Origin of the sequence: Streptomyces monashensis (assembly GCF_001866665.1) — a bacterium.
GTDB lineage: Bacteria > Actinomycetota > Actinomycetes > Streptomycetales > Streptomycetaceae > Streptomyces > Streptomyces monashensis.
The window spans coordinates 63,297-77,923 of sequence record NZ_MLYO01000059.1 but is presented as its reverse complement, the minus strand read 5'-3'; the positions used below and the strand labels follow the sequence as shown (position 1 = coordinate 77,923).

Here is a 14,627-nt window from a genome sequence, read left to right as displayed (position 1 = left end):
GATCAGGTCCCCGTCCCGGGGCCCGCCGCCCGCGCTGCCGCCTTCGCGCCGCCAGCGGACGCGCGCGCTGAGCGCTCCCTCGGGCCAGGCCCACAGGACGAGCAGGTGGTCTCCGCGACGGAGGGCCTGCAACTGGCCCACGGGGACGGCGACGAAGGTGGCGGGCTGCGAGACGTGCGGGTCGCGTGGATCGGTGGGGGGCGGGGGCGGGGTGGAAGCGTCGGGAGTCGCCGGGGGCAGGGGCGGGGGCGACGGTGGGCTCGGGTGTGGCTGCGGCGGTTCGGACGGCTCCGGACGCTCCGGCTGTTGCGGCTGTTCCGGTTCGCGCCGGGGCGGCGGGACGGTGGCAGGCCCGGGGGGCGGAGTGGGGTCCGGCGTGGTGGTGGCTCCGACGGGCGGGGCCGGCCTGGTCACGGGATCGGGGTCGTCCGGCAGGGGTGGCCGGGTGAGCGGGTCCGGATCCGGAAGAGGTTCGGGTTCCGGGAAGTCGTAACCGTCGTACGCCCGGGACGTACGCGGAGCCGGGCCGGTGTCGATGCGTAGGACGCCGAAGTGCTGCAGAGCCAACAGGCCATGTACGACGGCGAGTTCGGGGCGGTCGCAGCGCACGGTCAGGCCCTGTGCGGCCGGCAGGCGTGCGATCTCGCTGCGGCGGCCGGGGGTGGCGGACAGGCCGCCGGCCAGCAGGACGGTGTCGATCGCCGGTTCCCCGGTCAGTTCCTCGCTCACCTCGTCGAGGGTCCGGTCCCGCAGTGGTGCCACGGCCTGCTCGAAGTCCGCCCGGTCCAGGATCAGCCGGTGCTCGTCGCCGGCCCGGTCGGTGACGGTCTCGATGACCCTGTCGCCGGCGCCGAGTCCGCGGCGCAGCGACTCCGCCGTCCGGCGCGGGTCGGCCCCGTCCGGCAGCCGGCCGGCGAGGTGGGCGGCGAGCGCCTCGTCCCAGTGGTCGCCGCCGAGTCGGTGGCTGCGGGTACGGACGACGCGGACGGTGAGGTCGGGGGTGATGGCCAGCACGGTCAGGTCCAGCGCCGTCGCGCCCTGGTCGCAGACGAGGACCGTACGGTCGACGCCCTCGGCGACCGCGCCGTAGTGCAGGGCGACGGCGACCGGATCCGGTACGACGCGCTCGACGAGGAGCCCGGCGTGCTCGGCGGCGCGCCGCAGTTCGTCCTCTCGCCCGCCGGACGCGGGCAGGCCGAGGACGGCCGCCTGGGCGGGCCGCTCTCCCAGGGACGCCGTGCCGGCCGGTACGACGGCGAGCAGCGCGGGCAGCGCCCGGGCCGGTTCACGGACGCCGTCCGTGTCCTCGAACCGGGTGCCGGTCACCTCCGGCCGCCCGTCGGGGCCGGTCCGGCCGAGGCGGCCGAACCGGTGCCCGAGGTCGATGGCGATCATGTCCACCCGTTCCCCTCCGCCGTGACGGCCACCGTGCCGTCGGGCGCGATCCCGGCCCGTATGCGGCTGCCCGGGGCGGGGCGGTCGGCCAGCAGATGGCGGACGACGGCCGCCCGTACCCGCTCCAGCTCGTTACGGATCTGCCGCCCGCCGTACGCCTGGTGCTCCGGGTCCGACATGCGCTCGGTGAGCCACGGGTGCAGCGTGCGGGTGTCGTGGCGCAGCTCGACCCGGTGGCGTTCGCGTACGGACTCGGTGAGCTGGGCGAGCAGCCGGTCGGCGATCCTGACGACGTGCTCGCGGCGCAGCATGTCGAAGACGATCACGCCGGGCTTGAGCCGTCCGTAGATCTCGGGCCTGCCGATCCGCCGGAACTTGTCCTCCACGGCCCGGGTGAAGTGCGCTTCCAGCTCAGCGTACGTCGGCTCGGCCTCGCGTCCCGCCAGCAGGTCCTGCATCGCCTCCGCGCCGGTGTTGGAGGTGAAGATGATCAGGCACTGGGAGAAGTACGCCGTCTGGCCGCGTCCGTCGGTGAGCCGGCCGTCCTCCAGGATCTGGAGGAACTTGTCCAGCACCTTGGGGTGGGCCTTCTCGATCTCGTCGAAGAGCAGCACGCTGAACGGCCGTTCCTGCACCCGCCGGGTGAGTTCACCGCCCGCCTCGAAGCCGACATAGCCGGGCGGTGCGCCCGCGAGTCGTTCCGCGGCGTGCTCCTGCTGGTACTCGCTCATGTCGAAGCGGGCGTACGCGCTCTGGTCGCCGAACATCAACTCGGCCACGGCCTTGGCGAGTTCGGTCTTGCCGACACCGGTGGGTCCGACGAAGAAGAACGCGCCGCGCGGCCGGGCGGTACCGGAGTTGCCGAAGTCGACGCCGACGAAGGCCGATTGCAGTGCCGAGGCGACGGCGTCGACGGCCGTGGACTGGCCCACCACCCGGGTGCCCAGCACGTCGCCGGCGCGGGCGATGGTCTCCCGGTCCAGCTGGGTCCACGGGTCGACACTCACGTTGAGCCGATGCAGCTCCATGAGCTTGTCCGGCTTCTGTACCGGCGCGTTGCGCAGCCACGAGGTGCGCCCGAGGGACTCGATGTCCCAGCCGGCCATGCCGTCGGTGGCGCCGACCAGGGCTTCCAGGTCGGCGCGTGAGGCGTCCGACGCGCCGTTGAAGCGCCGCAGCAGCCAGCTCAGCCAGAGCCGGCGCTCGCTCGGGTCGGGCGGGCCGAGGTGCAGCGCGGCGATCCGCGGGTCCTCCAGGTGGAACCAGCCGGGCAGCCGTCCGACGTCGCCGACCGCGCAGAGGACGGCGTTGCGGGCGTGCGGGCCGGGACCCTCCACGGAGTGCGGGGTCACGGCGTCCGTCATCGCGGCGCGCAGTCGCAGATAGCCCAGGTGCGATTCGGGCTGCCCGGGCGGGAGGTGGTGGTCCACGTCCTCGAAGACGAAGGCCGTGGTCGCGTCCGGCGAGGCGACCAGACGCTGCACGGTGGCGACGACGTCGTTGAAGGCGCGGGGCCGTCCGGGCGCGCGGGGCGCGTTCCGTTGCTCCCGGCTGCGCTGTCGCTCGGCTGCGCGCCGGGCGCTCGGGCTGCGGAGTTCGTCCGGGGCGGTGTCGCCGTCTGCGGGACCTGCCCCGGCGGCCTCGGTGGTGCCGGCCGTACCGGCCGTTCCCGTGACCGGCGGCTGGGGTGGGGGAACGGCGGAGAGCAGTTGGTCGAAGCGTTGCGCATGGCCCGGCACGGGAAAGGTGAGGCCGGCGACCGGGTCCCACCAGCCGACCACCTCGGCGCCGCCCAGGTGCAGCGTGCGGGCGACCACGTCACGGAAGGAGGCGGGTCCGTCGTCGAACCACCAGCGGTCCCTGATCTGCCCGTTGAGGATCACCTGCCGGCCGCGTCGGAGTTCCCAGCCCAGGGAGACCGCCCACAGCGGCATCATGCCGTCGGCGAGGGCCGGCTGCCCCTCACGTGCGGCGCCGGTGTCCCGCTTCGTCCACTCAACCGTGCTCACCGGGTCCACCGCCACTCCTCCGCCCCGGGCAGCTGCTTGGCCTGCCGGCTCGGCGGCTTGCCCTGCCAGGTGAGTTCACCGGGAACGAAGCCGTCCTGCTCGCCGATCGCCTCGTGGACCCGCTCCAGGAGGTCCTCGGTCTGGTCGCAGACGGCACCCTCGGCCGGCGGGTGCAGGACCACATCGGGTTCGCCGTCCACGTGGTAGACGAGCAGCGGGCTGCCGTCGTCCTCGGTGGCGACCGTCGTCTCGTACGTCGCTCCGCTGGGACGCTGGAAGCGCAGCACGATGGCGTCGCCGTCCTCGTCGCCCCCGGTGAAGGCGAATCCCTCGCCGATCATGGCGTCCTGGAGGGCCAGCGCGAGGTCGCTGCGGCGGGTGTGTGCGATGTGCAGTTCGTCCAGTTCGGATTCGGCCTCGGTGAGCAGTTCCTCGAGGTCCCCGACCGCCTTGAGCGCCGCGTCCGGCTCCTTCGCCCCGAGGGCGGCCGTGCCGGCGCGCAGCGCCTGCCCGATGCGTTCGGCGAGGTTCGGGTCGCCGAGTTCACGGGCCTCGGCCACGGCGTCCTCGGCGGACTCCTGTACGACGCCGAGCCGGTCGGCCGCTTCGGTGAGCACCGCCTCGACGCGGTCGCGTTCCGCCTCCTCGGCGGCGGCCCGGGCCGTCTCCCGCTCCACCGCCCGCCGCTGTTCCTCCTCGGTACGACGCCGGTCGTCCTCGGCGCGCCGCCCCTCCTCGGCGGCCCGCCGCCCCGCGGTCGCGGCATGGCGGGTGAGCGCGTGTTCCACCGAGCCGAGCAGCGCCTCGAAGTGGGTCTCCGCGCCGGGACCAGTCGCGGCGCGCAGCCGGCCGAGCAGGTCCTCGCAGTCCTGCCGGCCCGCCGGGTCGAGGGCCGCCGTGTCCGGCGCCATCCCGGCCAACTGCCGTTCCAGGCCGTCCAGTACGGAGGCGCGGTCGTCGGGGGCCCGCCCACGAGTGTGCGCGGTGTCGCTCAGTACGACGATGCGGCCGCGCAGTTCCTCGATCGCGCCGCCCAGTGGCTCGGCGCGAGCGACACGCTCACCCAGCTGGTCCAACTGCTGTTGCAGCGCGTCCAGTTGGGTGGCGGGGGCGTCGGCGGACCGCATTTGGGCGAACAGTTGCCGTACCTCGTCGAGGCGGCGGGCGTCGGCACCGGCCTGTTCCTGGCGGAGGCGGAGGGCGTGCGCCTGCTGTTCAGCGGCCCGGCGTGCCTCCAGGGCGTGCTTCCTGCGCTCGGCCTCGGCCTTCGCCTTCTCCCGGCGGACCGCCGCCTCCTGGGCCCGGCGGGCGGCGAGTTCGGCGCGCTGCCTGGCGCGTCGCTCCTGCTGCCGGCGGCGTTCGTTCTCGCGTTCCCGGCGCCGCTGTGCCTCGCGCCGCGCGTAGGCCGCGGAGACCGCGACCGTGCTGTACTTCGGTGATCCGCTCATGCTTCCCTCCGGGCCTGGGTGTGCAGCACGAATCCCCGCGCCGCGAGTTGTGTCTCAAGCCCCTCCCGGAAACCGGGTGTCGGTGGCACCCCGGCCCAGGAGAGTGATCCGTCGGGCTCCATCGACACCTCGACGCCGGCGCTGACGTCCGGCTGGGACGGTATGTGCGCGTAGCGGTCGGTGAGGGCGAGGATGCGCTGGTTGGCCGAGCCGCGCCAGCGCAGGCCGGCGTGGCGGGCGGCCACGTACGGGCCGTCGACCAGCAGGTCGAGCCGTCGCAGCAGGGCCCGCTGGTCCGGGGCTCCCTCGGACAGGGTCTCGTACCGGAACCCCGAGTACGCCATCGCGCCGAAGTCCGGGCGCCGTTGCCGTACGGCGTCGAGCAGCGCGGCCAGCCCGGCGGCCTGGGCGAAGGGCTCACCGCCGGAGAAGGTCACGCCCTCCGAGTCCGGCAACGCGCAGAGCCAGTCGGCGAGTTCGGTCACGGTGTACGGCGTGCCGCCCGCGAAGGGCAGGGTCTCGGCGGCGACACAGCCCCGGCAGCGCAGCGGGCAGCCCTGCACCCAGAGCACGGCGCGGGTGCCGGGGCCGAGGACGGTGCAGTGGTCCAATTTCCTGGCCACGGAGAGACGGGGCGTCATCTCTGGCATGCGTCGTCCTTTCCCCGGTTGTTCACACGGTCCCGGCTGTCGCCGTTGTCGATGCTGTCGCTGCTGTCGCTGTTGCCATCGTTGTGTCTGTTGTGTCTGTTGTCCCGCTCCGCCTTCGCCCCGCCGACGTCCCTGCACGTCTCGGCGAGGTCGCACCAGGGGCACCACGGCCGTTCCAGCGTGTGCACGTGCCGGGTGTCGGCCGGGCAGGTCCGCAGTCGCCCCGGAGCCGACTCCGCGGCCAGCGCCTCGGCCCAGCCGGACGCCGGGGGCCGCACCCCGCCGAACGCGGCCCGGAACAGGTCCCTGAGCCGACGTGGCAGCAGGTCGACGGGCGGTACGGAGCGGGGCAGGACCACCGAGGTGCGGTCCAGCAGCCGGCAGCGACCGTGGAGGATGTTGTCGTCGTAGGAGAGGTAGCCACAGCCGTCCGCCGGATGCCCGGCGAAGGGATGCAGACCGTCGGTCAGCAGCTGGTGGACGAGGACGGCGAGGACGAAGTCGTCCGACGCGGTGTCCGGCGGGGCGCCGGGCGGGGCGCCGATCCGCTCGGGGGCGGTGTAGCCGGGGGTGCCCATCCGGCCGGGGAACGCCTCGCCGCCGTCGGTGAACTGCCAGGAGTCCACGTCCGCGATGCCGACCCCGCCACGGCCGTCGACCCAGAGGTTCTCCGGCTTCAGATCGCCCACCACATAGCCCTCTGCGTGCAGGTCCGCGAGGAGGTGGGCGAGCGAGCAGGCCGCTGTGAGCCCGGTGGCCCAGGTCGCGTCCGGCAGGTGGAGGCGACGGGCGGCCGGGGCCAGGATGTGCGTGAACGGCTGGAAGGCGTGGCGCATGTCGGTCATGAGATAGCCGTCGACCCCGTCGGCCTCGGGACCCACGGTCCGTACCGGCACCATCGGCCAGGCGATCCGCACGGGCGCCCCCGCGAGCAGCCGGACCGTGCGCGGCTCGCGGCGCTGGCGGACCAGACGGGCGATACGGCGCCGGTAGGCGGCCGGGGCCGGCGGGTCGGGGACGAGCTTGGCCACCAGGGGCCGGGCGTCGTCGACGCCGTACACGATCCCTTCCGAGCCACTGCCGATCCGCTCGGTGAGCCGCCATGCGCGTCCGGTGCCGGACACCACCGTGAGAGCCATCGTCACCGCCCGTCCAGCAGGGCGCACAGAACCGTCAGGTCGTCGCCGGTGCGGGCCGCCTCCGGGCCGGAGAGCAAGGCCCTGAGGGGCTCGGCGTCGCCGCCGCTCGCGCGGAGCCGCGCGGCGAGCCCGCAATAGAACCGCTCCGAGGGCAACGGGCCTGCGTGCGACGGGAGTTCGCGGAGGCGGGGGTGGTCGAGGGTGAGTGCGGCACAGCCGTCGGTGGCGAGAACGACCCCGCTGAGCTCCGGCTCCCACACGACGAAGGACCTGACCCCCAGTGAGGCCCCGGGCGAGGAGAGGAAAGCGGGTCCGACCCTGCCGGGCGCCGCCGGCGGCAGCACGAGATGACACCGCTCCGGCGCCGTTCGGGCAGCGCCCCGGGTGAGGATCGTGCCGAAACAGTCACCGACGGAGACGAACGCGACCCAGGGCGGCCGTACCACAGCGACGGCGACCGCGGCGGCCAACGCACCGGTGTCCACGGGCTGCGTGAGACGGTGAGGCGGCTCGGCAGGATGCGACCACCCGGCGTCGTCCAGCGGCCCGGTCGCGTGCAGGACCGCCTCCGCGGCACGTAGATGGGCGGTGACCAGGCGGGTGCCGGCCTCGGCGGCCCAGCGGGTCCAGCTCTGCGGCGGGTCCTGCGTGTCTGGTATGTCCTTGGCCAGTACCCGGCAGGCGGTGTCCACGGCGAGGTGTGCGCCCAGCGCGCTGCGCTCGCGACTGCCCGCGCCGTCCGCCACAGCGAGCACCACCCTGTCGCCCAGGTCGGCCGCCTTGAACGCGTCCTGGCACCCCTGCCCCGCGGCCAGGTGCCCGGTGCCCTGGACGGCGGCCCCGGCGACGATCACCGGTGCCGCTCCTCTAGCCTGCGCAGCCGCTCCTGCTGCTTGAGGTGCCGGTCCATCTCGGCGTGCACGTCATCGGCTGCCTTGTCCGGCGTGACCCGGTCCGAGCTCTGGAACAGCAGGTCCAGGATCGTGCCGAAGTCCAGGTCCTTCAGCATCAGCGCTGCCTTGGGCGCCAGCACTCGGAGCAGGTCGAGGTCGGCGCCGCGCACTCCGATCGCCTGGAGGACGAAGGCGCCCTGTTCCTCGCCGACGCGTACCTTGCGGGCCGTCTCGGCCAGGTCCGCGGGGTCCATTCGGCGCCCCTCGGCATCGCTCGGGGCGCCGTCCGTCAGCACCCACAGGAACGGCCGCCGCACCGGCACCCGTTGGTCCTGGAGGGTCCGGTAGCGGTCGCGGGCCAGTTCGAGGGCCGTCTCGACGGCCTCCGTCAGCCGGGTGAGGCCGGACGCCTCCAGCCGGGGCGGGCGCATCCCGTTCATCCGCACGAAGAGCCCCTCCGCCTTCGCTCCCTCGGCCGGCACCAGCAGGCCCAGCCCGGGGTCGAAGACCCGCACCCGGGAGTCGAAGGCGACCAGGCAGACCTCCACCCGCGCGCGCAGCCTCGGCTTGGTCCGCTCCCCCTCGAACCAGCGGCGCAGCGCGTCGTTGAGCTCGTCGATCGGTGGCGCCTCGGCGGGCCGCCCCATGGAGGCCGAGGTGTCGAGGAGCAGGACGACGGGCTGCCGCTCGTCGTAGCCCTCCTCCGCGAAGCCGAAGTCGGGTGTGGGGTAGGGAGTCGTCACGGGCGCTCCGCCCGGTGTGCGACGAGCCGTCGTAGCCCGGTGTCGTACCCCACGACGACCTCCGTTCCCACCGGAGTCTCCGGGGAGTCCGGGAGCATGCGCAGCAGCACGCCCTCGACCAGTACGTACATGTCCGGAGCCGGCCAGGTCACCGTCCGGCCCCGCGCCCCACGTGCCCACTCCGCCATCCCGCCCCCCATGCACCCCACCCTATGTGACTGATCATCAATTATGGTTGCGTGAACGGAGATTCGAGCGCAGTGAATCACCGTCGCGCACCCATCGACCCCCATGCTCGACGAGGGTCGTGCTTCCATTGCAGCGGGTCAGCTGGTCGCCCGCCGGTCGTGCGCCGGGCGTATCCCGGCCCGGATGCGCTCCACGAGCCCCGCCGCCTCGGGCGCGCGCACCACGAAGTGCACGTCCCACTCCGCCCCGCGCGCCAACTCGGCCTCCACGGCGGCCCATACGGCGGCCAGGCTGATGCCGTACGGCAGTCCGCCGCGCCCCGAGCCGAGCAGCGGGAAGCACACCGAGCGCAGCGGCGGGGAGAACCGGTCGCGTTCCTCCGCGAGGACCGCGAGGGCGCGGGACACGGCCCGGGTGACGTCGGAAGGCAGCACGTCGTAGTCGTTGGTCCCGGCCCGCGGGACGGCGACCGCCGCATGGTAGATCCGCCGAACGCCCCGGTCCGCCAGCGCCCCCGCACCGGTGGCTGCCACGGTGCCGGGCAGTACGGCGCGCCCCGAGACCCCGTGCCCGGACGCCCACTCGCGCAGCTCGTCGTGGAGCGGGTCGGCGAGGACGTCGCCGGTCACCCCGCGCACGGCGGCCGCCCGGCGCAGGGACGCGGCGACCGACGACTTGTACGGTTCGGGCAGTGCGAGGTGGACGTTGGCCGGGGAGACGACGACGTCCACGTCCCGCAGCAGGTCCACAGGGTGCACGTGGAGGGTGAGCACAACGGGCCGGCCGCCGGCCCTGACCCGCACGCTCCGGTGCGTGCCGCCGCCCTCCCCGGCCGCCCCGTTCGAAGCGGTGGCGCCGGGCGGCGCGGCCGGCTCCGCCGCGAGCAGCACGATGTGCTCGGCGACCTGTTCGAGGACCATCACCTCGTGGTCCTTGCGGAACCGCTCGACGCTCACCCCGTACACCTGGGCCGCCCTCGCCCGGCGGTCCGACGCCGGCCAGTCCCGGGTGCCCTGCGCCAGCCCCAGGGTGTACTCGGCGGCCGTGCGCAGGGTGCCGGCGTCCAGCCGCGCCACGGCGAGCCGCACCAGCGACTCGACGGCCGCGCCCGGGGTCCGGGCGGCGGGCACGGCCACGCCCGCCGCCGACTCCAGCGCGGGCAGCGCGCGCCCGCGTAACCGCACCAGACCGGCGCGTCTGACGTCCTTCAGTTCAGCCAGAAGTGACGCGGGGTCAGGAAGGGACGGTGGCATACGCCCACGATGACACCACGTCTCGACCACCGACAAGCGCGATCCACGGGCCTCCCCATCACGGCCACACGGGCTCCGAGATCTCCGCCCTCAGCGGGTCGAGGATCTCGTTGGCCCGCTTCAGGCCGTCCTGCGAGCCGAGGTCCGCGATACCCCGGCCCGCGAGCACCTCCAGCGGTCTGCCGTCGCCGTGCTCGAAGCGGTCGTGGTAGAGCACCAGGGCGGACTGGGACCGGTTGCGCCGGGACTCCCAGACCAGCCCCATGGCGTCCGGTGTCTGCGCCCGGATCTCGCTCGACCAGCGCCGGGCCTTCGCGTAGTTGCTCTCGTCCTCCAGGAGGGTGGAGTCCTGGCAGACGGCGGCCAGGTCCGTGCCGGTGACCAGGGAGACCAGGGTCAGCTCGTACCGGGTGCGCACGGCGCTCAGCGACCGCTGCCAGACCGTGCGGTAGGGGATCTTCCGCACACCGACGGGGAGTTCGAAGGGCCGGGAGCGCAGCACGCTCTCCGCGAGGGCGGTGAGCGGGGTGTCCGCCAGGTACAGGCTGTGGTACGGATCCAGCACGGTGCCCTCGAAGCGGCCGCCGTCGAAGTGGATGTCCGCGAGTCTGGGGTTGAACTGGTCGGGCGCGTACGTGGAGTGGTGCACCCGCCACAGCTCCGTGCCCGCCGGGATCACATGGCGGCGGGGGCGCAGTTCCAGGTTGATCATGGGGAAGAATCCGCTCATCACTCTCCCTCCGCCAGTGCGCCGGCCGCGCCGACCAGCCGGTGGTCGGGCAGCCTGCCGAGCAGGGACGCGGGTGTGCCGCCCAGCCAGGTGTTGAGGCTGAGCCACCAGGCCGCGGCGCCCCAGGGGTCGATCTCCGCGAGCAGCAGCCGGTTGACCTCCAGGACGACCTCGTGCGGGGTGCCGCCGTCCTCCGGGAACTGGAACTCCGGGTAGCGCTCGCCGTCCCGGCGATCCCGGAGCCTGATCAGCTCGGGCGGCGGTGCGCCACCGCAGCGGATCCGCGCCTCGTCGGCCGAGAGCGCGGGCGCCTGGAGCAGCTGGTCCTGCTCGGGGTCCGCGCGGTACACCGGCTCCGCCGGCTCGGGATCCGTGCCGTTCACCGGTCCGGGATCCGTTCCGTACGACGGTTCGCGCGCCGGCGACGGGAGCCGGAACCAGGCCAGCAGCTCCTGTGCCCCCACCACGGTCTCCGGTCCCGGGGGCGCCGCGGTGTGCCGTACGTCGTCCAGTGCCAGGTACACCGGATGGTCCAGCGGCAGCGCCCGCACCAACGCCAGGCGAACCCCCTGGAGCGCCCGGCGTACCGCTCTGCCGTCGTCCGGCGCCGCCTCCGCGAGCGCCGTCAGACGGGTCAGCAGCACCGCGTACGCCTCGTCGTCCAGGGCCTCGCGGATGCTGTCGCGGTGTGTACCGATCAGGGCGAGCAGCCGTTCCGCCGGTCCCGCACCCTCCTCGTTCACGCCTTCCTCCCCTCCGTCTCCGTCTTCTCCGTCGTCGCTGTTGCCTGTTGGGTTTCGGTTCGTGTGCGGCCCGGATGCCCTTGGTGGATGAACGGCGCCCAGAGCGCGACGCGTTCGAGCCCCGGGCGCCGGATCTGCCGCAGCAACTGGCCGTGCAGCGAGCCCGGGTTCTCGCGCTTCGGGTCGAGCATCCACAGCTGCGCGGCCCGGAGCGCGTCGACGGGGCTGAGGCCGTCGACGTTCACGTAGTGGTGGAACACCGCCATGAGCAGCGCCGACGCGCCGTCCTGGGCCAGCCACCGGGAACCGACGACGTCCCGCGCTCCGGCCGCGACGAACGCCGTGGTCAGGGTGAGCGCCTCGTCGTGGTCGCGGTTGCTCAGGTCGGTCTGGCAGGCACTGAGCACCACCAACGGCCCGTCCTCGGCGCCGCGCCGGGCGTCCGGTCCGTCCAGGAGCCGGGTCACCGTCAGATCACCTTCCAGGTGCAGCGCCGAGACCGTGGGCCGGGTCCCCGCCGATCCGTGCGAGGCGATGTGGAGCATCGAGGCCCCGTCGGCGAGGAAGGAGAGGACGTCGTCGGGCGTACCGGCGGCGGCCCTCTCCTCGTCGGGCAGCTGGGAGATCCCCCCGCACATCCGGGCCTGCCGGTAGAAGGCGTCACGCAGGGCCATGACCTCGATCTCGGAGTACGGCAGTTCCATGCCGGGGTCGGCCAGCAGCACGGGGGCGGCCACCGGATCCCGCGGCGCACGGCCCAGCGTCGCCAGGAACTGGCTGCCGGACGCCGCATAGCTGATGACCGCGGTCTGGCAGAGGTGGTCGTACGGCGTGCCGGCGGGGAAGCGCGCGGCGTGCCAGGGGACGATGCCGAGGCGCCCGCAGGGGACGAGGACGAGCCGGAGCGGCCGGTCATCCCAGTCACGCTCTGCCTCGGCCTCGCCCGTGAGCCGCTCCTCCAGGCCCGCGAGGACGGGGCCGAGCACCTCGAAGGCCCAGTCGCAGAGCGCGCCGAGCGCCTCCTCCCAGACCTGTTCCGCGGCGAGGTCGCTCCGGTGCTCGCGCCGGGCGGCCTCCCGGGCGGCGGTAGCGTCGAGGTAGCGCTCCAGCGGACCGCTCTCGGCGCCGGACAGCAGGGACCGTACTCCCACGCCCGCCCCGATCCGCGGGCCCACCGCGATCACCACGCCGGCCTCCCCTGCCTCGCAGGGGACCAGGTAGATCAGCGCGTCGGCGCCGCTCTCGGCGACCCCGTCCGCGAGTTCGCTCAGGCTGGGCGTGCCGAGCAGGCCGCCCTCCCGCCGGTAGCCGAGGGCTTCCAGGGCCTGCCGGCGCAGGGTGCTGGGCAACTCCCCGGGGACCCCGCCCTCGCCGTCGGCCCCGCCGGCCCGGGACGCGCCGGCGGCCGTCCGCCACACCTCGGCGAGGTCGTGGTGGCCGGCCGCGCGGAGAAGTTCAGGTACGGCCGAGGAGGTGGACGCCGCGTGCAGCACCAGGGCGCGGCCCAGTTCCAGGGCGGCCACCGCTTCGTGCAGCCGCCCCTGGGAGGCAGCCCACAGCGCGGCCTGCACTCCTCTGCTGGCCCCGGCGCGGGCCGCCAGCAGTCCGTGCTCGGCACCCGACTGGAGGAGGACGTCGGCAGCGAGCGCGCTCAGCGCCTCCTTGGCCGCCGCAAGAGCCCTGATGTCCTTCACGTCCTGGTCGAGCACGCCGCGCTCGCGGTACGCCTGCGCCAGCTGCCACAGCGCCTCGGCGGCGATCCGCGGTGCCCTCCCCTCCCGTACGCCGTCCCGGACCCGCTCCTGTTCGGCGATCAGGGCGTCGAGGTCGGCCCGGTGGTGGGTGACCGCGTAACGCATGCTCAGGGAGAGCGCGGAGGTGTGCAGTTCCTCCGTCGAGGCACCGGGCGGCGGGGGCACGAGCGGGGCGAGGTCCTCGGGCGCCGTCGCGGTGCCGTCGCCGACGAGGCCGGCGCGCAGCAGACCGAGATCCGGTAGGTACGGCCGCGTCACCTCGCCGGCGAACGGGAGCGTGCTGTTCCTGGCCCCGGACATGCCGCTCTCCATGTACGACACCGCGCGCAGGAGCGTCTCGCGGTCCCGGGTGACGGCGCCGAGGCCGGCGTAGGCCGCGCCCAGGGCCCCGACGGCCATGAACCGGAACGGATGGTTCTCCGGGACGGCCTGCTCCAACGCCTCGGCCTCCTCGACCAGTTCACGGAGCTGCCGCACGTCCTGCGCCTCCCGGGCGTCCATGGCCCGGCCGTACAGTTCCATGGCGCGGCCCATGACGGCGGGGTCGCCCTCCCGCACCCCCGGTGGCAGCGAACCCGTGAGATTCTCGAGGTGATCGAGGACCGTCTTCATATGGGCCCGGCCGGCCGTCCGGTCCTGATGGGTGCCGCCGGCGCCCTGGCTGATGTTGAGCAGCAGCGCCCGCAACGCCTCCAGGGCGGAGACCGCGTTCGGCCCGGGTGGGGGCTGGTCCTGTACGGAGCGCAGTCTGTGGAGAAGCTCGTTGAGCGCCCGGTGGGGATCCTCGCTCCTGAGCGCCTCGTCGAGACCATGACGGGTGGCGTGTACGGCGTCCAGGGCGGCGGCGATCCGGCGGATGCCGTCGGGGGTCAGGACGGGGTCGGGAGCGCCGGGCGGCTCGGAGTCCGCGGGTTTCGCGGTTCCGCCCGCCGGCGCCGTCCCGGTCATGCCGACCACCCGGTCCGTGGTCTCCCGCAGCCGGTCCGTGACCGGGCCGACGGGCATCATGCCCGTGAGCAGGTCGGAGAGTCCCGGCCCGGTGGGATCCGCGGAGAAGTCCTGCATCCGCCGCAGCTGCGCGAGGAACTCCGGCGGCAGCGGCAGCCGCACCACCTCGTCGGTCAGCGCCCGGATCTCCGGCGCGACGCGCGTCATCCCGGCGGGCCCGGTCTCGCTTGCCCATGCGACGAAGTCGGAGAGGTCGGGTGCCCCGCCCGCCAGGCCCTGCTGCGGCGGCAGCGGCGAGACGAGCGACAGCAGGAACAGCGCCGCCCACCTCCGGTCCTCCTCGGTCACCGTCGCGCCCAGTACGCTCGCCGGGTCCCGCGCGTCGCGCAGCAGCGTCTCCGCGCGCTCGCGGTCCGCCGGCTCCCCGCCCCAGGCGAGGTGCCGCATGGCCAGCGCACCGCCCAGCCAGACGCCGACCGCACTGCGCAGGCAGGGGTCGTGGTCGAACAGTCCTGACATCTGGTCGAGTTCGGCGACCGAGGCGTCATACTCCCGGCGTGGCACCGGACCGCCCTGCTGTGGCTCCGCGCCGGGGGTCAGCCCGGCTGTCAGCCGCTTGGCCCGCGCCACGGCATCCGCCGCCCAGGTGCGCAGTCCCCGTACGCCCCCGTCCTCCTCGTTGCTCACCGGCATCCCGCCTCTCCGGGTCCTCGACCGCGTGGGATCACCGCCA

The 14,627-nt window shown here is 74.2% G+C and carries 12 protein-coding genes; all 12 read right to left on the bottom strand.

Translation table 11 applies throughout. From position 1 onward, the window contains the following. Window positions 1–1,395: Hsp70 family protein (locus BIV23_RS31780; RefSeq protein WP_177240109.1), on the bottom strand; the 1,395-nt coding region annotated here is incomplete at its 3' end. Beyond that, on the bottom strand, window positions 1,392–3,404 hold the full coding sequence (locus BIV23_RS31775; RefSeq protein ID WP_071384441.1) for an AAA family ATPase: 2,013 nt from the start codon (window positions 3,402–3,404) through the stop codon (window positions 1,392–1,394). The genes BIV23_RS31775 and BIV23_RS31780, both read right to left, overlap by 4 nt. Then, window positions 3,401–4,852, bottom strand: a complete 1,452-nt coding sequence (locus BIV23_RS31770; RefSeq protein ID WP_245790741.1) for a coiled-coil domain-containing protein — start codon at window positions 4,850–4,852, stop codon at window positions 3,401–3,403. Before BIV23_RS31770 ends, BIV23_RS31775 begins: the two co-directional genes overlap by 4 nt. Continuing rightward, the gene (locus tag BIV23_RS31765) at window positions 4,849–5,502 is read right to left on the bottom strand and encodes a 4Fe-4S single cluster domain-containing protein (RefSeq protein ID WP_245790740.1); all 654 of its coding nucleotides are present in this window, start codon (window positions 5,500–5,502) and stop codon (window positions 4,849–4,851) included. Before BIV23_RS31765 ends, BIV23_RS31770 begins: the two co-directional genes overlap by 4 nt. Then, window positions 5,490–6,641: a protein kinase domain-containing protein gene (locus BIV23_RS31760; protein WP_245790744.1), complete on the bottom strand. Its 1,152-nt coding sequence runs from the start codon at window positions 6,639–6,641 to the stop codon at window positions 5,490–5,492. Before BIV23_RS31760 ends, BIV23_RS31765 begins: the two co-directional genes overlap by 13 nt. A gap of 2 nt (window positions 6,642–6,643) precedes the next feature. After that, window positions 6,644–7,495, bottom strand: coding sequence for a protein phosphatase 2C domain-containing protein (locus tag BIV23_RS31755; RefSeq protein WP_071384432.1), 852 nt, complete (start codon window positions 7,493–7,495; stop codon window positions 6,644–6,646). Continuing rightward, entirely contained in the window at window positions 7,492–8,277 is a 786-nt protein-coding gene (locus BIV23_RS31750) for a vWA domain-containing protein (RefSeq protein ID WP_071384431.1), read from the bottom strand. Before BIV23_RS31750 ends, BIV23_RS31755 begins: the two co-directional genes overlap by 4 nt. Then, the gene (locus tag BIV23_RS31745) at window positions 8,274–8,477 is read right to left on the bottom strand and encodes a hypothetical protein (protein ID WP_245790739.1); all 204 of its coding nucleotides are present in this window, start codon (window positions 8,475–8,477) and stop codon (window positions 8,274–8,276) included. The genes BIV23_RS31750 and BIV23_RS31745 overlap by 4 nt, the downstream gene beginning before the upstream one ends. 126 nt (window positions 8,478–8,603) lie before the next feature. Further along, window positions 8,604–9,719 (bottom strand): macro domain-containing protein, encoded by a 1,116-nt coding sequence (locus BIV23_RS31740; protein ID WP_071384429.1) that lies wholly within the window; start codon window positions 9,717–9,719, stop codon window positions 8,604–8,606. A 58-nt stretch (window positions 9,720–9,777) separates the two neighbouring features. After that, a complete protein-coding gene (locus BIV23_RS31735; protein ID WP_071384428.1) occupies window positions 9,778–10,449 on the bottom strand; it encodes an RES family NAD+ phosphorylase in 672 nt (223 codons plus the stop codon). After that, window positions 10,449–11,192, bottom strand: coding sequence for a hypothetical protein (locus BIV23_RS31730; protein WP_071384427.1), 744 nt, complete (start codon window positions 11,190–11,192; stop codon window positions 10,449–10,451). Before BIV23_RS31730 ends, BIV23_RS31735 begins: the two co-directional genes overlap by 1 nt. After that, complete coding sequence (locus BIV23_RS31725) at window positions 11,189–14,581, bottom strand: CHAT domain-containing protein (RefSeq protein ID WP_071384440.1); 3,393 nt, start codon at window positions 14,579–14,581, stop codon at window positions 11,189–11,191. Before BIV23_RS31725 ends, BIV23_RS31730 begins: the two co-directional genes overlap by 4 nt. Window positions 14,582–14,627: the final 46 nt, after the last annotated feature.